16 protein-coding genes are annotated in these 20,416 nt (G+C 74.1%); 5 read left to right on the forward strand and 11 right to left on the reverse strand.

Annotated elements, in window-relative coordinates; translation table 11 throughout:
- Positions 1-176: 176 nt before the first annotated feature.
- From ACWD4P_RS34050 to ACWD4P_RS34085, 8 genes are all read right to left on the reverse strand, one after another.
- The gene (locus ACWD4P_RS34050) at positions 177-1,634 is read right to left on the reverse strand and encodes an APC family permease (protein WP_449782289.1); all 1,458 of its coding nucleotides are present in this window, start codon (positions 1,632-1,634) and stop codon (positions 177-179) included.
- 218 nt (positions 1,635-1,852) lie between these two features.
- On the reverse strand, positions 1,853-2,467 hold the full coding sequence (locus tag ACWD4P_RS34055) for a TetR/AcrR family transcriptional regulator (RefSeq protein ID WP_359826479.1): 615 nt from the start codon (positions 2,465-2,467) through the stop codon (positions 1,853-1,855).
- 27 nt (positions 2,468-2,494) lie between these two features.
- Complete coding sequence (locus ACWD4P_RS34060; protein ID WP_359826482.1) at positions 2,495-3,340, reverse strand: fumarylacetoacetate hydrolase family protein; 846 nt, start codon at positions 3,338-3,340, stop codon at positions 2,495-2,497.
- Positions 3,341-3,352: 12 nt separating this feature from the next.
- Positions 3,353-4,288, reverse strand: coding sequence for a 3,4-dihydroxyphenylacetate 2,3-dioxygenase (locus ACWD4P_RS34065; RefSeq protein ID WP_359826484.1), 936 nt, complete (start codon positions 4,286-4,288; stop codon positions 3,353-3,355).
- A complete protein-coding gene (locus ACWD4P_RS34070) occupies positions 4,281-5,747 on the reverse strand; it encodes an aldehyde dehydrogenase (RefSeq protein ID WP_449782290.1) in 1,467 nt (488 codons plus the stop codon). Before ACWD4P_RS34070 ends, ACWD4P_RS34065 begins: the two co-directional genes overlap by 8 nt.
- 35 nt (positions 5,748-5,782) lie before the next feature.
- Positions 5,783-6,589, reverse strand: coding sequence for an acetoacetate decarboxylase family protein (locus tag ACWD4P_RS34075; protein ID WP_449782291.1), 807 nt, complete (start codon positions 6,587-6,589; stop codon positions 5,783-5,785).
- 10 nt (positions 6,590-6,599) lie between these two features.
- Positions 6,600-7,823, reverse strand: coding sequence for an NAD(P)/FAD-dependent oxidoreductase (locus tag ACWD4P_RS34080; protein WP_449782292.1), 1,224 nt, complete (start codon positions 7,821-7,823; stop codon positions 6,600-6,602).
- Positions 7,824-7,826: 3 nt separating this feature from the next.
- A complete protein-coding gene (locus ACWD4P_RS34085; RefSeq protein WP_359826492.1) occupies positions 7,827-8,015 on the reverse strand; it encodes a ferredoxin in 189 nt (62 codons plus the stop codon).
- 409 nt (positions 8,016-8,424) lie between these two features.
- Here ACWD4P_RS34085 and ACWD4P_RS34090 point away from each other — a divergent pair, with 409 nt between their 5' ends.
- Both ACWD4P_RS34090 and ACWD4P_RS34095 read left to right on the forward strand, forming a co-directional pair.
- Positions 8,425-9,780, forward strand: coding sequence for a glutamine synthetase family protein (locus tag ACWD4P_RS34090; RefSeq protein WP_449782293.1), 1,356 nt, complete (start codon positions 8,425-8,427; stop codon positions 9,778-9,780).
- Between the two features lie 17 nt (positions 9,781-9,797).
- Positions 9,798-11,096: a cytochrome P450 gene (locus tag ACWD4P_RS34095; protein WP_449782294.1), complete on the forward strand. Its 1,299-nt coding sequence runs from the start codon at positions 9,798-9,800 to the stop codon at positions 11,094-11,096.
- A gap of 120 nt (positions 11,097-11,216) precedes the next feature.
- Here the strand turns inward: ACWD4P_RS34095 and ACWD4P_RS34100 are convergent, their stop codons facing one another.
- The 3 genes from ACWD4P_RS34100 to ACWD4P_RS34110 form a co-directional block, all read right to left on the reverse strand.
- Entirely contained in the window at positions 11,217-13,628 is a 2,412-nt protein-coding gene (locus ACWD4P_RS34100; RefSeq protein WP_449782295.1) for a penicillin acylase family protein, read from the reverse strand.
- Between the two features lie 270 nt (positions 13,629-13,898).
- On the reverse strand, positions 13,899-15,137 hold the full coding sequence (locus ACWD4P_RS34105) for a serine hydrolase domain-containing protein (protein ID WP_449782296.1): 1,239 nt from the start codon (positions 15,135-15,137) through the stop codon (positions 13,899-13,901).
- Positions 15,138-15,278: 141 nt separating this feature from the next.
- The gene (locus ACWD4P_RS34110; protein ID WP_449782297.1) at positions 15,279-16,571 is read right to left on the reverse strand and encodes an MFS transporter; all 1,293 of its coding nucleotides are present in this window, start codon (positions 16,569-16,571) and stop codon (positions 15,279-15,281) included.
- 257 nt (positions 16,572-16,828) lie between these two features.
- On the opposite strand from ACWD4P_RS34110, the gene ACWD4P_RS34115 reads away from it, so the two are divergent.
- The 3 genes from ACWD4P_RS34115 (at position 16,829) to ACWD4P_RS34125 (ending at position 20,322) form a co-directional block, all read left to right on the forward strand.
- A complete protein-coding gene (locus tag ACWD4P_RS34115; protein ID WP_449782298.1) occupies positions 16,829-18,223 on the forward strand; it encodes a condensation domain-containing protein in 1,395 nt (464 codons plus the stop codon).
- A gap of 34 nt (positions 18,224-18,257) precedes the next feature.
- Positions 18,258-19,367 (forward strand): alkene reductase, encoded by a 1,110-nt coding sequence (locus ACWD4P_RS34120; protein ID WP_449782299.1) that lies wholly within the window; start codon positions 18,258-18,260, stop codon positions 19,365-19,367.
- Positions 19,368-19,512: 145 nt separating this feature from the next.
- Positions 19,513-20,322, forward strand: coding sequence for an aminoglycoside N(3)-acetyltransferase (locus tag ACWD4P_RS34125; RefSeq protein WP_449782300.1), 810 nt, complete (start codon positions 19,513-19,515; stop codon positions 20,320-20,322).
- The last annotated feature ends 94 nt before the right edge of the window (positions 20,323-20,416 follow it).

A 20,416-nucleotide genomic window follows, 5' to 3' on the forward strand; every position in this document is an offset into this window, starting at 1 on the left:
CGTAGAGCTGCCGAGTGCGGATCGTCTGCGCGGGGCACCTGGCCTGGCTACTCCCACGGATTCAGAGACTGGCCACGCCCGCTCGGATTTCCGCGATGGTGACCACGCTGAGCAGGCCCGGGGCCGACACCGCCGGGCCCACGCGACGACCTCAGCGGCCTGCCTCGTCCATGTGGTCAGCCCGACCGGCCCGAACGCCGGTGCCGGATCAACTGGTTGGCGACGCCAAGCGCCATCACGACGGGCACCGACAGGACGAGCCACAGCGCGGTGCCGGCCTCGCCGCCGATCAGGGTGGTGAAGTTGGCCAGGATCAGCCAGATCGCGCCGGCGATGCCGAGCGCGCCCAGCACGGGGGCGATCACCGTGTTCCACACCCGGGTGTCCAGGCGCCGGCGGCGGAAGAACACCACCACCGACACCGAGGTCAGCAGGTAGAGCAGCATCATCGCCAGGACGGCGAGCCCGCTGAACCAGGAGAACAGGGTGAGCACCGGGTCCTTGCCGGCCACCGCGAAGGGCACGACCAGCAGCACGGCGATCGCGGTCTGCACCCGGCCGGCCGCCGCCGGGGCGTGCCGGCGGTTCAACCGGCAGAGGGCGGCAGGCAGTTGGTGGTCCCGGCCGAGGCAGAACAGGTAGCGGCTGGCGGAGTTGTGGAAGGTCAGCACGCCGGCGAACAGCGAGGTGGCCAGGAGGACCGGCAGGACGCCGCCGAGCCAGCCGCCGAACAGGTCGGTGACGGGGGCGAACACGAAGCCGGCCGAGTCCCCGGCGGCCAGCGCCTTCCGCGCCGCCTCGGGCGCCTTGTCGGCACCGTAGGCCGAGATCAGCATCCAGGAGGTGAGGGCGAAGAAGCCGGTGACCACGACCACCGAGAGGTAGGTGGCCCGGGGCACCGTCTTCTTGGGTTCCCTCGCCTCCTCGCCGTAGATGGCGGTGGCCTCGAAGCCGAACATCGAGGCCAGGGCGAACATCACGGCGACGCCCGGCGCGCCCTGGAGGGCGGCCGACGGGGAGAAGGCGGCGGCCACCCCGAGGCCCTCCGGCCCGCCGCCCTTGACGAGGGTGACGACGCCGAAGAGCGCCAGGATGCTGAACTCGGCGAGCACGAAGGCGGCCAGCACCTTCGCGCCCATCTCGATGCCCAGGGCGCCGAGGACCTGCACCACGGCCATGGTGGCCAGCGTGTAGACCCACCAGGGGAGGTGCAGCGGGGTGTGGTCGGCGACCAGCCCGCTGACGATCGAGCCGTACAGGCCGTACATGCCCGCCTGGATGACGCAGTAGGCGAACAGGGCGACGGCCGCGCTGCCCGCGCCGGCGGCCCGGCCGAGGCCGGTGCCGATGTACGTGTAGAAGGCTCCGGCGTCCACGACGTGCCGGCCCATGGCGATGAACCCGACGGAGAAGAGCAGGATCACCGCCCCGGCCACCACGTAGGCCGCGGGGGTGCCGGAGCCGTTGCCGAGGGCGACGGAGATCGGGGCGGCCCCGGCGATGCCGGTCAGCGGGGCCTGTCCGGACAGGACGAAGAAGAGGATGCCCAGGACACCCAGGGCGTTGGGTTTGAGCGTGGTCGCGGTGGGGGCGTCCCGCTCGGTCCGTTCGGAGGACGTCGTCCGACTGTCCACACGGATCACCTGCCAGTTTGGAGTGGGGGGAGGTCGTTTAAGGTCAAACGAGTTGCCTCATCGTGGGGCGCGTCCAGGCGTTTGACAAGGGGTCGGGAGACGGGAGATCCCGGCCCTCACGCGCACCCGGCCGCACCCGGCGACACCCGGCCGTACCCGGGGCATCCGGCCGTACCCGGCCGTTCCCGGCGGCAGCGCCCAGCAGCGGCGCGCGCCCGTCAGCGCTCGTCCGGCTCCTCGGCCAGCCCGGCCAGCAGGCCCCGGAGCTCCACCAGCGCCTCCTCGGTGACGTCCCGCTCGCCGAACACCAGCTGGTGCAGCACCAGGCCCTCCAACGCGGCGAAGACCAGCCTGGACATGCCGCGGCTCACCGGCCCGGGCAGGATCCGGCCCAGCTCGCTGCGGCTGGCCTCGAAGTACTCCTCGTAGAGGCCGCGCAGGTGCGGCAGCAGCTCGGGCCGTCGGCGGGCCTCCAGCAGCAGCTCGTACTGGAAGGCCTGCACCTCGGGACCGGACTCCACCATGTCCGCGAGACCGGTGGCGAACTCCGTCGCCGGGCCCGCGCCGACGCCGAGCGCGCTGACGCTCAGCGAGGAGCGGATGGCGTGGGTCAGCGCCTCCTCGATCAGCGCGTCCCGCGAGCCGAAGTAGTGCACGACGAGCCCGTGGGTGACCCCGGCCTCCTGGGCGACGGCCCGGTAGGTGAGCTTGCGCAGGCCGCCCCGGGCCACCACGCGCACCGCGGCGTCCAGCAGGGCCGTCCGTCCCGTCCCGTAGTTCGTCACGCGCTTGCGGGGGCTGCGCTCGACGGCAGGCTTGACGGGATCGCTCATGTGATCGACCCTACCGGGGCGCACCGGTCAGCGCTTCGGGGGCCTGATGCCGCGGAACTCCCAGTCCCCGCCCAGGGCGGTGGACAGCACCTCCTCCGACTCGGTGGGCTGCGCGCCCACGTCGGCGCGGATCGGGGTCGGGCCGGTGACGATGCGGTTGGCAAGCCGGCCGAGGCCCTCCACCTCCACCTCCACGACGTCCCCCGGCCGCACCGGACGGGAGTTGGCCGGGGTCCCGGACAGCAGCACGTCGCCGGGGTACAGGGTGATGGTGCGGGCGATGTCGGCGACGAGGTAGTGCATGTCCCAGGTCATCTCGTCGGTGGAGCCGTCCTGGACGACCTCGCCGTTGACGTACGTCCGCAGCCGCTTGCCGCGGAAGTCCCAGTCGGTGACCAGCCCGGGGCCGAGCGGGCACAGCGTGTCGGAGCCCTTGACCCGGAGCATGGAGCCGGCGTCGGTGTCCCGGAAGTCGTGCAGGCCGTAGTCGTTGGCCACGGTGTAGCCGGCGATGTACTCCCCCGCCTCGGCCGGGGCGATGTTGCGCGCGGTGCGGCCGATGACGATGGCGACCTCGCCCTCGTAGTTGAGCCACTTGCAGCCCTCGGGGCGGACGACCGCGCCCCGGTGGGAGTTGAGCGCGGAGGTCGGCTTGTGGAAGTACGTGGGGGTGTCCGGCAGGGCGATCCGGAACTCGTCCACCCGGCTGCGGTGGTTGAGGTGGACGGCGATCACCTTGGAGGGGACGACCGGCGGCAGGTGGTGGGCGTCCTCGATCGCGACGCGGCGGCCGTCGCCGGCGACCAGTTCGTCGCCCTCGCGCACGGTCTGGACGGCGGCGCCGTCGAGGAGGATGCGGCGGTACTCGGGCATGGCGGGGCCTTTCTAGACCGGGCTGTGGGGGTTGCGGGGGCCGGCGGGCGCGGGCAGTCCGGCGCCCGTCCAGCCGTTGTCGGGGCGGTCGAACCAGAGGTGGACCTGACCTGTGCCGATCGAGTTCTCGTACTCGCCGTACTGGCGCGCGGGAGCGGTGCAGGCCCGCTCGCCGAGGGCGCCGGCCATCATCAGGTAGTGGAAGAAGCGGGCCTCGGGCCGGTACCGCCAGAACTCGTCCATGGTGTCCAGCACCCGGTCGTGGCGGCCCTCCTTGAACCAGGCGATCCGCTCCTCGTCGGCGGCCCGCGCCTCGGGGGTGAAGATGTGCGACGGGTCACCGGACTCGTGGTCGCGCAGCTCGCGCAGCGGCCAGAAGGTGTGGGACAGGGCGCCGGAGGCGATCAGGAGCACCCGTCGGCCCGGGGTGGCGGCGATGCCGTCGGCCAGGGCGCGGCCGAGCCGCAGGTGGTCCTCCATGTCGCCGGTCTGGCAGACGCCGATGGTCACCCAGCGCTTGCCGGGCAGGCCCTCGCCGAGGAACTTCCAGAGGTTGATGGTGGCGTAGTAGACCGGCAGGTACGCGTCGTCGATCGGGGTGATCCAGGTGCCGTGCCGGTCGGCGAACGAGGCGATGCTGCGGGCGAGTTCGGGATCCCCGGGGTAGTCGTAGGGCATCCGGCACATTCCGCGCGGCAGCTCCTCGGAGGTGAACAGCCCGGCCCGGCGGTGCTGGGCGGTGACGACGAACTCGACGGTGGTCGCCCAGTGGGAGTCCAGCACGACGACGGTGTCGTAGTCCGCCCGGGCGAAGACGTCCTCGCGCAGCTGCCGCAGGCCGGTGACGAGGGTGATCTCCTTGCCCTCGTTCAGCCGGAGCCTGGTCTCCTCGGGCAGCACGATGGTGGGGACGTGGGCGAGCAGCCCGGCCCCGACGATCTCACCCATGGCCGTTCCAGCCCTTCGGCGAGGTGACGGTGTTCTTGAGGTCGCAGTAGAAGTCGAAGCTCCAGGTGCCGCCCTCGCGGCCGACGCCCGAGTGCCGGGAGCCGCCGAACGGGGCCCGGAGGTCGCGGACGAAGAAGCAGTTGACCCAGACGGTGCCCGCCACCAGCCGCGCGGTGACGCGCCGGGCGCGCTCCCGGTCGCCGGTGGCCAGGGTGGCCGCCAGCCCGAAGCGGGTGTCGTTGGCCAGCCGGACGGCCTCCTCCTCGTCGCGGAAGGTCTGCAGGGTCAGCACGGGGCCGAAGACCTCCTCCTGGACGATCTCCGAGTCCTGGGCGACGTCGGCGAGCAGGGTCGGCGCGTAGTACTGGCCGTCCTCCCGGCGGTGGCCGCCGATCACGGCGCGGGCACCGGCCTTCACGGCCCGCTGCACGAAGCCGTCGATCTTCTCCAGCTGGCGGGGGTGGATGGTGGGGCCGATGTCGGTCGCCTCGTCGCGCGGGTCGCCCTGCACGAGGCCCGCGGCCCGGGCGACGAAGCGGCGGGTGAACTCCTCGGCGACGCCCTCCTCGACCAGCAGCCGGGTGGCGGCCAGGCAGACCTGCCCGGCGTTGTCGTACTGCTCCACCGCGAGGTCGACGGCGAGGTCGAGGTCGGCGTCGGCGAAGACCAGCAGCGGGGACTTGCCGCCCAGTTCGAGGCTGAGCGGGGTGAGGTTGGCGGCGGCCGAGGCGGCGATGTGCCGGGCCGTCGGGACGGACCCGGTGAAGCTGATCCGGCGCACGTCCGGGTGCCCGGTGAGGGCGTCGCCGATCTCGGAGCCGTAGCCCTGCACCACGTTGAGGACGCCGGCCGGCAGCCCCGCCTCGGCGGCGATGTCGGCGAGCAGCGAGGCCGTCAGCGGCGACCACTCGGCCGGCTTGAGGACGACGCTGTTGCCGGCCGCCAGCGCCGGGGCGACCTTCCAGGTGGCCAGCATCAGCGGCGCGTTCCACGGGGTGATCAGCACGCAGGGGCCGGCCGGGTCCCAGCTGACGTGGTTGGTGTGGCCGCGGGTGTCGAAGTCCTCGTGGCCGAGGCGCAGCAGCCAGTCGGCGAAGAACCGGAAGTTGTGCGCGACCCGGGGCATCACGCCACGCCGGTGCGAGCGCAGCAGGGCGCCGTTGTCGGCCGTCTCCACGACGGCCAGCTCCTCCAGCCGGCGTTCCACGCCGTCGGCGATCGCGTGCAGAACGCGGGCCCGCTCCTCGCGCGGGGTGGCCGCCCAGCCGGGGAAGGCCGCCTTGGCGGCGGCGACCGCGGCGGCGGCCTCCGCGGCGGTGCCCCGGGCGATCTCGCCGAGGACGCCGCCGTCGACGGGCGAGACGTCGGTGAAGGTGCCGGCGGAGGCGACGCGCTCGCCGCCGATCCAGTGCCGGGTGTCGACGGTGACCCCGGCGACGGTGGTGGTGTGGTCGCTCATGTCTGCGGGTTCCTCCTGGTCGGTGCGGCGGGGGTTCACTCGGCGGCGGAGGTGTTCGACTCGAGCAGCCGGCCGCCGTCCCACACCACGCCGACCTGCCGGTAGTAGGCGGCGATCGGCTCGCGGACCTCCAGCCGGGCCAGCTCCTCGGTGGGCGCCTCGAACAGCTCCAGCTCGGCGTCGCCCACCCAGGGCGTGCCGGCTTCGAAGGAGGAGGCGCCGGACTCGACCAGCTCGTCCAGGGCGAGGCCCTTGCCCTTCTCGATGGAGGGCAGCCAGCGGTGGTGGGCCATCGGGTGGCCGTTGACGAAGCCGTTGGTCCCGGACGGCTCGCGCAGGGTGACGACGGCCTGGGCCAGGCGCCGGTCCGCGGCGGCCAGGGTCGCGCCGAACCGGGCGCCGGCCTCGATCCGCGGGGCCGGCCCGTACGGGTGCGGCCGGGTCTGGTGGATGGAGCCGAGCTTCTTGGGGTAGCCCTGGTGCAGGCCCCGGGCGATCGCGAAGTCCTTGTCGACCCAGATGTACACGCAGCGGCTGTACGTCTGCCCCCGGTAGGTGCAGCGGACGACGGCGAACGCCTCCTTGTACTGGGCGAGGACCGGGTCGATCAGCTCCCGCCCGTCGGCGGAGCAGGACTGCCAGTCGGCCCAGATCAGCGCGACGGCGCCCGGGTCCTCGTCGGCGAGCTCCAGCGGTTCGGGCAGCAGTTCGCGCACCCGGGCCGGGTCGGTGCGGTACTCGACGGTGAGCAGGTCGCCGGAGTAGCGCCAGGGCGGCGAGGGGATCAGCGAGGAGGCGCCGGTCGCCGTCTTGGGGTGGAAGTATCCACGGACACTGGCCACTTGGGGTTCCTTACGCGGTGGGGGCGGGTTGCGGGAGGGCGGGCTGCCGGAGCAGTTCGGCGCGGTGGCGGGCGGCCGCGGCCGCGGCGCTCCGGCCGCCCAGCGAGACGACGCCGACCAGTCGCCCGGCCCGGTGGTAGCCGACCAGGACGTCCCCGTCGAGGTCGCCGTCCAGGACGCGCGCGTCGTCCCGGCCGAGGGCGGGGGCGCCGAAGGACTGGAGCCGGAAGTCGTGCTGGTCGCTCCAGAAGGTCGGCAGCGGGGCGAACGGCGCGAGGCCGTGGTCGGTGCCGGCGAGGTGCGCGGCGAGCACCGTCGCGGCGTGCTTGGCCGTGTCGGTGGGGATGGACCAGTGCTCGACGCGGCGCGGCACGCCGTCGTAGCGGGCGTTGGGGAAGCGGGCGACGTCGCCGACGGCGATCACCTCGGGGCGGCCGCCGGCCCGCAGGTGCTCGTCGGTGAGCACCCCGTCGGAGAGGTCGAGGCCGTTGCCGTCGAGCCATTCGGTGTTGGCGACGGAGCCGACCGACTCGACCACCACGTCCGCGTCCAGGACCCGGCCGTCGGCCAAGGCCACACCGGTGACGGCACCCTCGCCGAGGAAGCCGGTCACCCCGGTGCCGAGGGCGAAGCGCACGCCCCGCCGCTCGTGCCGGTCGAGCAGCGCCCGGGCGAGCAGTTCGCCCAGCGGGCCGACCATGGGCAGCGGCTGCGGGTCGACGACGGTGACCTCGGCGGCGCCGAGGGCCACGGCGGTGGCGGCCACCTCGCAGCCGATGAAGCCGGCGCCCACCACGACCAAGCGCACGCCCGGCCGGGTCAGCGCCTCGCGCAGCCCGCGGGCGTCGGTGAGCGTGCGGACGGTGTGCCGTCCGGCGGCGGGGCCTGGGCAGCGCAGTCGCCGGGGGCGCATGCCGGTGGCCACGACGAGGCCGCGGTAGGCCAGGGTCTCCCCGTCGCCGAGCTCGACGGTCCGGCGGTCGAGGTCGGCCCGGACGACCGTGGTGCCCAGGCGCCACCGCACGTCGCCGACGCTGGCCCGGGGCCGGAAGGCGAGCGACTCGAAGGACGCCCGGCCGGCCAGGACCTCCTTGGACAGCGGGGGCCGGTTGTACGGCATGTGGGGCTCGTCCCCGACCAGGGTGATCGGCCCGTCCCAGCCGGCGGCGCGCAGCTGTTCGGCGGCGCGCAGCCCGGCCATGGAGGCGCCGGCCACGACGATGGGTGCGGTCACGGCTCAGTCCTCGATCCGGATGGCCTGCAGCGGGCAGACGTCGGCGGCCTCCTCGACGTCGGCGCGCAGGGACTCGTCGGGGTCGGCGACGTACGCGAGGCGTCCGTCGTCGTCGAAGCGGAAGACGTCGGGGGCGGCGAAGACGCACTGGCCGTGGTCCTGGCACTTGTTCATGTCGACGACGACCTTCATGGCCGGTCCTCCTGGTGGTGGGGGCTCGTCGGGCGAGGGGGGTGAGGGGGCGTGGGCCCGCGGGGCCGGATCACGGCCGAGGGGGGCGGGGGACGCCGCGCGAGGGCGGTGGCCGCCCCGGGGGCGGTGCACAGGGACCGCCAAAACGTTTGATGTCAAATAACATAGGAAGCAGCCGGCCTCTGGTCAATAGCTATCCGGATGGATAAATTTCTGGGGCAGACCCCTTGCGGGAGAGCGACCGGCATACCTACCGTTTGCCACCAGCGAGCGAGCGGCGCCCCGCCCCACCCCGCGGTCCGAAGCCGCCGCGCCCCCTCCCCCACCCCCTCCGCCACTGCCGTGCGCCCTGGCCCTCCCGACGCCGTGAGCACGGGAGGCGCCGCACTTCCCCCCAGAGGAGACACCGGTGAGCGCATCCGACATCCCGCCCGTCCGCCAGCACGTGGAGCGGCTGGCCGCCCAGGGCATCGACGTGGTCCGGGTGACCTACCCCGACCTCATCGGCACCGAGCGGGCCCGGGACGTCCTGCTGGACCACCTGCCCTCGGCCTGCGACCACGGACTCGCCTTCTGCCGCGCCGTCTACCACACCAGCCCCCAGGGCGACGTGGTCCCCGTCGCCGGGGGCCTGGACGCCGGACTGCCCGACATCTGCGTGCGCCCCGACCTCACCACCCTGACCGCCCTGCCCTGGGAGCCCGGAGTCGCCAGCTGCCTGGGCGACGTCACCGACCCCGCCACCGGACGGCCCGCCCCGGAATCCCCCCGGGACCTGCTGCGCACGGTCGTCGAGCGCTGCCGGCAGTACGGCCTGCACCCCGTCGTGGGGCCGGAGTTGGAGTACTTCCTGTGCGACGCCGCCCCCGGGACCCCGCAGGGCTGGCGCCGTTACAGCGAGGCCGCCGGCGTGGTCTACACGGCCGGCCTGCGCGCGGACGGCGACAACCACCTGCTGCGCACCCTGCGCCTGCTGCGCGACCTCGGCATCGGCATCACCAACGGCAACCACGAGTTCGACGGCTCCCAGTTCGAGATCAACCTGAACCACTCCGACGCCATGGAGGCCGCGGACCGCGCCTTCCGCTTCAAGGCCGCCGTGAAGGAACTCGCCCGCAAGGAAGGCCGGTTGGCCACCTTCATGGCCAAGCCCTTCCAGGGCGCCGGCGGCTCCGGCTTCCACCTCCACCTGTCCTGCGTGGACGACGCGGGCGGCAACGCCTTCGCGGACCCGGCCGCGCCGTACGGCCTGAGCGCGACCGCGCGCCACGCGGTGGCCGGCGTCCTGGCCCACGCCCCGGCGCTCGCCGCGCTGGCCAACCCGACGGTGAACTCCTACAAGCGTTTCGGCCCGGACACCCTCGCCCCCTGGCTGATCGACTGGGGGCTGGACAACCGCAGCGCCATGGTCCGCATCCCGCCGGAGCGCGGCTCCGGCAGCCGGTTCGAGCTGCGGCTGGGGGACGCCAGCGCCAACCCCTACCTGCTGATCGCGGGAACCGTCGCGGCCTCGCTGCTGGGCGTCGTCGCCGGCGAGGAGCCCGCCGCCCCGCTGGAGGGCTACGGCTACGACGTCGCCCGGTCCGCGGTCCTGCCGATGTCCCTGCCCGAGGCCCTCGACGCGCTGGAGGCGGACACCGCCCTGACCGAGGTGCTCGGCCGGGACTTCGTCAACGCCTACCTCTCGTACAAGCGCGACGAGGTCGCCCGCTTCCAACGGCACGTCACCGACTGGGAGTTCACCGAGTACGCGTACCACCTGTAAGCCCGAGGAGACCAACCATGACCACCCTGCCGTCCACCCCGCCCCCCTCCGGTGCCATCGACGAACCGATGCCCCTCGACCAGGTGAACCTGGCCGATCTCGACAACTTCGCCGACGGCGTCACGCCGTGGCGGATGTTCCACACCCTGCGCCACGAGGACCCGGTCCACTGGCAGCCGGAGGAGGCGCCCAACTCCGGCTTCTGGTCGGTCACCCGGCACGCCGACATCGCCCGCGTCGACCGGGACGCCGAGACCTTCACCTCGACCAGGTTCGTCAACCTGGAGGAGGTCGACGACGACCAGATCAAGAAGCGCGCCTCCATCCTGGAGCTGGACGGCGTCCGCCACCGCGCCCTGCGCAGCGTCCTCCAGCGCCAGTTCGGCGCGGGCGTCATCAACAGCTACGCCGACTTCCTGCGCGGGCTGACCGCCACCACGCTGGACGCCGCCCTGGCCAAGGGCAGCTTCGACTTCGTCAAGGAGGTCTCCGCCGACTTCCCGATCAACGTCCTCGCCCGCCTCCTGGACGTGCCGCCGGAGGACAACCAGCAGCTCATCGACTGGGGCAACCGGATCATCGGCAACACCGACCCGGACTACGCCGACGTCCTGCTGCACAGCGCGGAGAGCGAGAAGTACCGCGACCTGCCGTTCCGCTCCCCCGCCTCGCTGGAGGTCTTCGCCTACGGCCGGGAACTCGCCGAGCAGCGGCGCGGCGGATCCGGCACCGACCTGATCTCCAGGCTGGTCAACGAGACCCCGCGCGACGGCGTGCCGCTCTCCGCGCAGGACTTCGACAACTACTTCCTGCTCCTGGTCGTCGCCGGCAACGAGACCACCCGGCACACCATCAGCCACTCCATGCTGGCCCTGCTCCAGCACCCCGAACAGCTCGCCCGCCTCCGGGACGACCCCTCCCTGATCCCCGCCGCGGTCGAGGAGTTCCTGCGCTGGGCCTCCCCCGTCTACCACTTCCGCCGCACGGCCACCCGCGACGTCGAACTCGGCGGCAAGCGCATCAGGGAGGGCGACAAGGTCGTCATGTGGTTCGCCTCCGGCAACCGCGACGAGGAGGTCTTCGGCAACCCCTACGACTTCGACGTGACCCGCCGGGACAACGACCACGTCACCTTCGGCAAGGGCAGCCCCCACCTGTGCCTGGGCAACCTGCTCGCGCGCACCGAGATCCGCATCATGTTCGAGGAGCTCATCCCGCGCCTGGCGGGCATCAGGCTCGTCGGGGACGTCCCGCGGGTGCGGTCCAACTTCGTGAACGGCATCAAGAGGCTCCCCGTCGAGGTCACCCTCGCCTGAGCCGTCGCCGGAGCCCGCGCCTGAGCCGTCGCCTGAGCCCGCGGCCGACGTCGACCCGACGCCCGCGCCCGGTGGGGCCCGGAGCACGACTCCGGGCCCCAGCGGGCTCGTCCGCCGGGATCAGCGGCGCAGGACGGTGACGGCGAGGCCCGGGGCCGCGGCGATCTCGGCCGCGGTGAAGCGCTCGGTCGTCCACTGCTTGCGGGCGTAGGCACGGGTCTGGTCGGCGAAGTGCGGCGAGGTCGGGTCGGCGGACTGCCCGTAGGTGAGCAGCGTCCGGGTGCGCGGGCCCCGGTCGGTCAGCTCGGTCGCCATCACGAAGCTGGTGCCGTGCGGGACGGTGCCCGGGTTCGTCGGGTAGGTGCCGCCGCCGGCGCCGGAGTCCGGTCCGGCGGTGACCACGTTGAAGCAGCCCAGCTGGTGGGAGCAGCCGTGCAGCGGGACACCCGCCCAGCGCTGGACCAGGCCGATCGGGGCGTCCACCGGCAGACCGCGGGCCGCCAGGTCCCGCACCGCGTCGGCCAGGGCGCGCTGGGCGTCCGGGTCGGCCGCGTCGATGCCGCGCGGGGTGGTCAGCGGCAGGGCCGGGTCGGCCGGGACGGTCTGCCAGGCCGTGGTGCCGGTGCGCGCCAGCGCGTCCCGGTAGGCCTGCCAGAGCACGGTGCCCCGGCTGTCGGCGTCGGCCCGGGTGTCCCAGGCGGCGAGCGCGTCGCAGGCCGGGCGCACGTCAACCCTGGTGCCGTCGGTCGCGGTGATCTCCGGGTGGGCGCGGCACAGGGCCACGGCGTCGTCGCGGTCGAGTTCGGCGCTCTGCACCCGGTTGCCGAACATCGTGGCCTGGAGCGAGCCGAGGGTGAAGCCGGGGGCGCCGAGGCCGTCGGTGCCGGCCCTGCGGTCGGCGATCATCCGCAGGCCCAGCTGGGTCCGCAGCATCCGCTCGGAGGCGCCCTGGTAGACGGCCGGCAGGCCGGTGATCGGCGCGTCCGGGTTGGTCAGGTACGGGCCGCTGTTGGAGTTGGCGACGTAGTCGGTGCGGGTCAGGCTCGGGTGGTTGGCGGGGCCGAACACGCCGGGCACGAGCGCGTCCGGGTCGCTGCCCGGGTCGCAGGCGGTGGTCGAGCCGTCCAGGATCCGCCCCATCGGGGTGTCGGCGACCAGGCAGCGGTCGCGCTGGGCGTCGGGCAGGTGCGGGACGGCGGAGGCGTCGGTGAACCAGGTGGTGCCGCTGGAGTCGACGGCCGTGGTGTACACCCAGGGGAGGCCCTGGTAGGTGCGCTGGGCGCGGCGCAGGTCGTCGAGGTTCTGCGAGCGGCCGATCGCCACCCACTGGTTCAGGGAGCGCAGGTTCTCGGCGTTGGCGTCGTCGAGGGTGTAGGCCTGCTCCCCGGTCCAGCCGTTGGCGAGGACGTAGCCGAGGCGGGAGCGGTAGACGGTCCTGTCGACGGTGGACAGCGTCCCGTCGGCGGCCCGGACGGTGACCCGCACGTCCTCCCGGGCCATCCGCTCGGCCTTGCCGTCCACCAGGTACGCGGTCGGGTCCCCGGGCACCAGCGTGAGCCGGTGCAGGGTGTAGTGGTCCGCGTAGCTGCTGGTGTGGCTCCAGGCGAGGCCGCGGGTGTGGCCGATCTGGAGGAAGGGGATGCCGTACAGCCCGGCGCCGGCGACGTCCAGGACGCCGGGGATGGTCAGCTGGGCCTGGTAGAAGCGGTCCGGGCCGGCCCACTGGAGGTGCGGGTTGGCCAGCAGCAGGCCGTTGCCGCTGCGGCTGGCGTCGCGTCCGATCGCCCAGGCGTTGCTGCCGAGTTCGGGGTTGTCGGCGGAGCGGCCGGGAGCGGCGATCCGGGGGACGGCCGGCTCGGCCCCGGCCGCGGTCGCGGTCGCGCCGCCCGGGACGGCGGTGGCGATCTCCTGCTGGGCGGCGAAGCTGCCCGCCAGGGTGTTGACGCTGTAGAGGATGTTCCACAGGTCGTCCGCGGTGATCGGCCCGACCCAGGCCTTCCCCCGGCAGGACGGGTCCGGGAGGTGGTCGGTGCCGGTGTCGCGCAGGTAGCGGTTGTACCCGGCGACGTAGCCGTCCACCAGGTGCCGCGCCTCGTCGGTCGGGCCGAGCGGCGCGGGGGCGGCCCGCAGCCGGCGCACCGTGCCGGAGCTCAGCACGCCCCGCTGGTAGGTGTCGCTCACCAGGTTGGTCACCCGGTCGATGGTCCGGCCGTCCGGGCCGAAGTGACGCGAGCGCTCGCCGCGCACGGTGACCACCTGGTCGGCCAGTTGGCACAGGTTGTCCTGGGCGAAGGCGTACCCGTAGCCGTAGCCGAGTCCGCCGAAGTCGCGGGCGAGGACGTGCGGCACACCGTTCTCGGTCCGGCTGATCCTCGCGGTCCAGCCGCCCCGGTCGGCGTCCGTCCCGGGCCCGGCGTCCGCGGCCCGCGCCGAAGCGGGCGCCGTCCCCGCCAGCAGCGCGGACGCCAGCCCGAGCGCGAGCGCTCCGGACGCGAACCTCCCCACCCGCGAGCGGAACTGACGTTCATTCATTCTTTTCTCATCTTCCGTCATGACCACCACGCTGCCGTCCCTTCCACGGCCGGTCATCGCCCCTCGGGACGACCCGGCCTCGATCCCGCGGCCTACCCGGGTACGCCTCCGGGAGGAGACGACCCCGGTGGCGAACCGACAGTGGGAACGATTCGCCCAGGAGGGCGAGTCGGCCGGCCCGGCGGGTGTCGCGCACGCGTATCACCCGCGCTCCGGGCCGACCGCAAGCCTCGCTCGGACGAGGGCGCGCCTCGCACCGGGGTGTGCCGCTCACCTGCCGCCGGGGCTCCCGGCGCACAGGGCGTGCTCGATCAGCGCGCCGGCCGCCCCCTCCTGCGCCTCGATGTGGTCCGGGGTGTCGCCGAGCGCCTCGGACATGGAGACCACCGCGCTGCGCCGGCCGTCCTCCGTCACGCCGTTGACGGTGATGAAACCGGCGTCCCCGCCGTCGTGGCCCCAGAAGCTCCCCCCGCAGTCCAGCGGACGTTCGACCAGACCGAGCCCGTACCGCCCGTGGGGCCACAGCGCTTCCGTGGCGGCGTCCACCGGCACGGTCTCCTTCATCTCGGCCAGCTGCCGCGCCGGCAGCAGCCGGCCGCCGAGCAGCGCACGGAGGAAGACGTTCTCGTCCCGTGTGGTGGTGACCCACGAGAGCCCGCTGACCATCGGGATCTGCTCGGTGACGTCCACCCGGCCGTCGGGGGCGGGGAAGAGCTGGTACGCCCGGGCGTGGGGCCGGGGCAGGGTGGGAGAGGTGCCCGTCGTCCGCGTCCGGTCGAGGCCGAGCGGGCGCAGGACGCGGTCCTCGACCTCCCGCTCGGCGGGGCGGCCGGTGGCCCGCTCGATGATCATGTCGAGCATGATGTAGCCGGTGTTGGAGTACCTCCAGCCCGTGTCGTCGAGGAACTCGGCCCTGGCCACCAACTCCTCGGGGGTGTACACCTTGTGGCGCTCCTGCTCGTACTCGTCCTTCGTCCCGTATCCGGGCAGGTCGTCCTTGATGCCCCCGGTGTGCTGGAGCAGCCGGCGGACGGTGATCCCGGCGCCGCCCTTGGCCCGCGCCACCTCCGGCAGCCAGTGCCCGACGGTGTCGTCCAGCGACAGCCTTCCCTCGGCCTCCAGTTGGAGGACGACGGTGGCGACCAGTGTCTTGGCCGTGCTGGCCATCCGGAAGTAGCCGTCGGGGGAGACGGGGCGGCCGGTGGTCACATCGGCGGTGCCGCTGGTGGCGACCGCCTGCCGGCCGTCGGGCCCGATCGCCCGGGCCTGGACGCCGCTGATGCCGAGGTCGTGGAGCGCGGCGGTGTCCCGGCGCAACTGCTCCGGGACGGACGGCCCGGCGGTGGCGGACGAGCCCGCGGGCGCGGACAAGTCGACGGCGGCGGGCGGACCGGCGGGCCGGGCGACGGCGGTGGCCGCGTCGGCGCAGAGCAGCACGGCGACGCCGGCCGCCACGGCGAGCCGCTTGCGCGGGGTCGATGCCTTGGTCGATGCCTTGGTCGAAGTCATGGCCGCACGCTAACCGCGCCCGGCCGGGCACGGGCCGCCGACCGGCGCTTCTCGGGGCCGGATCGGGGATGTCCCCGATCGCCCCCCGAGTGCTCCCCGGGAGGAGACCCGGGGAGCACTCGGGGGTGCCGGCGCGCCGGTTCAGCCCACCGGGGCCGTGGCGGCGGCCGAGCCCGCCGGCGCGGCCGCCGGACCACCGGCCGCCGCGTCCAGTGCCGCCAACCGCCGCAGGCTGGAACGGCGTTGGAGCACGCCGAGGCCGACGGTCGCGGCACCGAGCCCCAGCCAGCCGACCGGTCCGGCCGCCATCACCACCCCGGTCAGCACCAGCGGCCCCACCGACTTCTGCACCGACTGGGACATCCCGGCGACCCCGAGGTAGGAGGCCCGGGCGCCCGGCGGGGCCAGCACCACCGCCAACTCCCAGGAGCTCACCGAGCGCAGCAGCTCCGCCAGGGTGACCAGCAGGGCCGCGGCCAGCAGCGCGGCCGAGGACGCGACCGGGCCGGCTCCGGTGGAGAGCGCGATCAGCATGCAGCCGGCCAGCACCGTCACCCCGTACCAGCGCACCGCCGCGGCCGCCCCGAGCGCCCCCTCCGCCCGGGCCGAGACCCGCAGTTGGAGCAGCACCACGAGCACCGTGTTGAGCACCAGGAAGACCGGGACGACGGCGTGCGGCGCACCGGTGTGGTGGACCAGCCAGAGCGGCAGCCCGACGTTGAGGATCGAGTCGTCCAGGTTCAGCGGTATGTCCAGCAGGACGAACCGCAGGTAGCCGCGGTCCCGCCAGGGGCTCGGCGGGGCGGCCGGCGCCCCGGCGGGCTCCTCCCCGGCCTCCGCCGCGACCAGGCCGCGCCCGGACGGCTCTCGGGTGCGCCGGACCAGCGCGGCGGCCAGCACGTAGGACAGCCCGTTGGCCAGGATCAGCACCCGGTAGGCGCCCGTGGTGCCGACCGCCAGCCCGATCGCCGCGACGCCCGCGCCGAGCGCGTACCCGGCGTTGGCCACACTGCGGAACAGCGCCTGGTAGGTGGCCCGCCGCTCCCCCGCCACCCGGGTGGCGAACAGCATCTCCAGCGTCTTGGCCGCCCGCTCGGCCAGGCAGATCAGGGCCACCACGGGCAGCAGCGCGGTGAAGTCGTCGACCACCAGCAGCAGCCCCATGGCCCCCAGCCGCAGCAGGTGGCAGCCGATCAGCAGCCACCGCACCGGCACCCGCTCGGCCGCCCGCCCGGCCAGCGGGGACCCGGCGATCCCCGCCACCGCGCCCACCCCGAGCAGCAGTCCGAGCTGCCGCGCGTCCATCCCGCACACGTAGGTGAAGTAGAGCACCGAGGCGGCCGCCCACACTCCGGTGCCGGTCCGGTCGACGCCCTGCGCCAGCAGCATGATCCGGGCGTCCCGTCCGCCCGGTGGCCGCCGCAGCTGCGCCATCAGTCCGTTCCCCCGCATGACAGGCCCCCGTTGTTCCGTCGCCATCAATCTCGATATCAAGATACTTCATATCAAGAGACTTCCGGAACCCCCGGCAGTCGACCCCGACAGTCGACCCCGGCAATCGCCCCCCGGCCCCGACAGCCGGCCGGACCCTCGACGCGCGGCGGGCGGTGCGCCACACTCTCCCCAGCAGCACCCGCGCTCCCAACGCACCGGCACGACTCAACGACCACCGCACCACGGAGAGCCGAACGGTGACCACTCGTCAACTGCTGGAGATCGCCTTCTCGTCCGGACGCACCGGGTCCGGACCGGCCACCTGGGGCCAACGGGCCATCTGGGACGCCGTACGACAGCTGCCGGCGGCCGACGCGCCGCGCTACAACATCGCCGCCGCGGCGCCGCTGGACCCGGGGGTGCCCCTGCCCGTCCTGCTCACCGCACTGGAGCAGCTGCTGCACCTGCACGACTCACTGCACACCCGACTGCAGGCCGACGGGGCCGGGGTCCTGCGCCAGGTCGTCGACGGCGAGGGAACCCTGGGCGTCCACCTGCTGCCCGCCGGGGAGCGGGAGAACCCCGCCGAGCTCGGCGCCCGACTGCACGGGGAACTGGCGGCGCAGGTCTTCGACACCGCCACCGAGTGGCCGATCCGGATCGGCGCCGTCACGGCGGACGGGCTGGTCCGGCACCTCAGCCTGGTGCTCTCGCACACCGCCGTGGACGGCTCCGGCATGAGCCGCCTGGTCGCCGACCTGTCCGCGCTCTGCCTCGGCACCTCCCCCGAGGAGTTGGCCGGGCTGCGCGCACCCGCCCAACAGCCGCTGGAGGAAGCCGGGTTCCAGACCTCCGAGCGGGGGCTGCGGCGCGACGCGGCGGCCCGCAGGCAGTTCGTCCGCAAGCTCCGGCTCGGCCCGCCCCGGCTCTTCCCCCCGGCCACCGGACAGCCGGACCGGTTCCCGAACGCGGTGCTCCGCTCCCCCGCCCTGCCCCGGGCCGTCGAGCGGGTGGCGGCCGTGCACCGGGTCAGCACGGGCTCGGTACTGCTCGCCGCGACGGCCGCGATGACCGCCCGTCTCGCCGGATCGACCGAGGCCGTCCTGAACGTGGTGGTCAACAACCGCTTCCTGCCCGAACTGGCCCACGCGGTGAGCGTGGTCGCGGGCGACGGACTGTTCCACCTCCCGGACGCCACCGCCGAGTTCGGCGAGGTCGTGCGCCGCACCCACGCGGCGGCGATCGGCACCTACCGCCACGCGTACTACGACAAGGCGGCCCTCGCCGCCGAACTCGCCCTGCTGGCCGCCGAGGGGGCCCCGCTGGCCGACCGCTCCTGCGTCTTCAACGACACCCGGGACCTGCTCCCGGCCGCCGCCGACCCCGGCGACGACCGGACCACCCTCAGCTGGCCGGCGGAGTTCGAGCCGCGCCCCGGCCTGACCTACGCCCTGGACGCCCTGCAGTCCGCCGAGGCGCTGAGCCTGGCCATGACGGCGGACCCGACCGTACTCCCGCGCCCCGCGATGGAACGGTTCCTCTACGGCATCGAGGAGCTGATCCTCACCGAAGCCGCAGCCACAGCCGCAGCCGGCACCGAAGCCCCGGCCGGGGCCGGAAACGCCGGGGCCAGGAGCGCCGGCCGGGCTTGAATCTGACACTGATGTCAGGTTCTACCGTACCGACGTGACCACGACCACGACCACCACCGCGTCCCTGCTCACCCCGTACCGCCTCGGCCGGCTCGAACTGCCGAACCGCGTCGTCATGGCCCCGATGACGCGGTACCGGGCCGCCGAGGACGGCACGCCGCTGCCCGTCGTCGCCGAGTACTACGCCCAGCGCGCGAGCGCCGGCCTGATCGTCACCGAAGGCATCTGGCCCAGCCGGCAGGGCCAGTCCGGCTGGCGCCTGCCCGGCCTGGAGACGCCCGCGCACGTGCGCGGCTGGCGCACGGTGACGACCGCCGTGCACGCCGCCGGCGGGCGGATCGCCGCCCAGCTGATGCACGGCGGGCGCCAGGGCCACCCGCTCAACCGGCTGATCGGCGACGTCCCGGCCGGCCCCTCCGCCGTGCCCGCCCCCGGCCCGGTGCACGTCCGGGACGGCGGGAAGGCCGAGGCCGTCACCCCGCGCGCCATGACCCGCGAGGAGATCCACCGCACCATCGCGGACCACGTCGCCTCGGCCCGCCTCGCCCTCGCCGCCGGGTTCGACGCCGTCGAGCTGCACGGCGCCAACTCCTACCTGATCCACCAGTTCCTGGCCGACAACACCAACCTGCGCACCGACGAGTACGGCCCGCGCACCCTCGCCGACCGGCTGCGCTTCCCGATCGAGCTGGTCACCGCCGTCGCCGAGGCCGTCGGCCCCGACCGCCTCGGCCTGCGGCTGTCTCCCGGCAATCCCCAGTTCGGCATGGCGGAGGCCGACCCGGCCCCGGTCTACCGGGCGCTGCTCACCGAACTCGACGGTCTCGGCCTGGCCTACCTCCACCTCACCGACAACGACGACTACCCGGCCCTGGCCGACCTCCGCCCGCGCTGGTCCGGCCCGCTGATCGGCAACGTCGGCGAGAACCGCGCCGCCACCGACCGCGAGCGCGGCGAGGCGGTGCTGACCGCCGGCCTGGCCGACCTGGTCTCCTTCGGCCGCGCCTTCATCGCCAATCCCGACCTGCCGGAACGGTTCGCCGCGAACGCCCCGCTCGCCGCCGTCGACCCCACCCACCTCTACGGCCAGGAGGCCGCCGGCTACACCGACTACCCGCGCCTGCGAGCGGCCGCCCGGCGGTGATCCGGTTCGCCGGCGGGCCCGCGGGGCGAGCGGCGGCCCGGCCCGCGGGGCGACCGACGGTACCCCCGTCCTGACCGACTGTCAGTGCGACCCGCTATGGTCGGCCCCGAACGATCCCAGCACGAACAGCACCGCAGGGGGCACCATGACCACACCGGGCACCGGCCCGCTCACCACCGCCGACCTCGTCGAGGGCTGGCGCCGGGTGGGCGTCCGTGAGGGCATGGCGCTGATCGTGCACTCCTCGCTCTCCAGCCTCGGCCGGGTCGAGGGCGGCGCGGCGGCGGTGGTCGCCAGCCTGCGCGAGGCGGTCGGGCCCGGCGGCACCGTCGCCGCGCCCACCTTCACCACCGACACCGTCCGGGATCCGGCCCCGGGGCACAGCGGTCCGCCCGGCCCGGAGGTCGCCGAACTCCGGTCCGCCGTACCGCTCTTCCACTCCGCTCTCCCGTCCGGCACCGGCGCGGTGGCGGAGGCGCTGCGCAGCCTGCCGGAGAGCCTGCGCAGCGCCCATCCGCAGGTCTCGGTCGCCGCCGTCGGCGCACACGCCCGGGAGGTCACGGCCCGGCGCTCGCTCGGCTTCGCCGTCGGCCGGGAGTCGCCGTTCGGCGCGCTCCACGACCTCGGCGGGCACGTCCTGCTGGTCGGCGTCGGCCACAACCGCAACACCTTCCTGCACTACGCCGAGACCTTCGCGCCCAACCGCCGGCTCAAGCTCCGCCGTTTCCCGATGGCGATCCAGGGCGAGCGGGTGTGGATCGAGGCGCCGGACGTGGGGGACGACAACGACACCCACTTCCCGCTGGTGGGGCGGGAGTTCGAGGAGCGGGCGGGCATCCGCGAGGTGCTGGTGGGCGACGCGCCCTGCCGCCTGGTCCCGGTCCGCGACCTCATACCCTTCGCCGTCCGCCGCCTCACCGAACTGCTGGCGGCCGACGGCCCCGGAGCGGCGTAGGGCCGGGTCGGCGGCTGACGCCGTGGTCGGTGACGAGTCGGGCCATCTCGTCGAGGTCGGTGCGGGGGCTGACGGGCAGGACGGTGGTGCCGCC

The sequence above is a fragment of the Kitasatospora sp. NPDC002543 genome (genome assembly GCF_053594915.1).

Excerpts from the sequence above, each read along its gene's own strand:
- ACWD4P_RS34055 (WP_359826479.1), bottom strand. The coding sequence starts at position 2,467 with ATGAGCGATCCCGTCAAGCCTGCCGTCGAGCGCAGCCCCCGCAAGCGC.
- ACWD4P_RS34125 (WP_449782300.1), top strand. The coding sequence starts at position 19,513 with ATGACCACACCGGGCACCGGCCCGCTCACCACCGCCGACCTCGTCGAG.
- ACWD4P_RS34070 (WP_449782290.1), bottom strand. The coding sequence starts at position 5,747 with ATGAGCGACCACACCACCACCGTCGCCGGGGTCACCGTCGACACCCGG.
- ACWD4P_RS34105 (WP_449782296.1), bottom strand. The coding sequence starts at position 15,137 with ATGACTTCGACCAAGGCATCGACCAAGGCATCGACCCCGCGCAAGCGG.
- ACWD4P_RS34110 (WP_449782297.1), bottom strand. The coding sequence starts at position 16,571 with ATGGCGCAGCTGCGGCGGCCACCGGGCGGACGGGACGCCCGGATCATG.
- ACWD4P_RS34100 (WP_449782295.1), bottom strand. The coding sequence starts at position 13,628 with ATGAATGAACGTCAGTTCCGCTCGCGGGTGGGGAGGTTCGCGTCCGGA.
- ACWD4P_RS34095 (WP_449782294.1), top strand. The coding sequence starts at position 9,798 with ATGACCACCCTGCCGTCCACCCCGCCCCCCTCCGGTGCCATCGACGAA.
- ACWD4P_RS34065 (WP_359826484.1), bottom strand. The coding sequence starts at position 4,288 with ATGGGTGAGATCGTCGGGGCCGGGCTGCTCGCCCACGTCCCCACCATC.
- ACWD4P_RS34060 (WP_359826482.1), bottom strand. The coding sequence starts at position 3,340 with ATGCCCGAGTACCGCCGCATCCTCCTCGACGGCGCCGCCGTCCAGACC.
- ACWD4P_RS34085 (WP_359826492.1), bottom strand. The coding sequence starts at position 8,015 with ATGAAGGTCGTCGTCGACATGAACAAGTGCCAGGACCACGGCCAGTGC.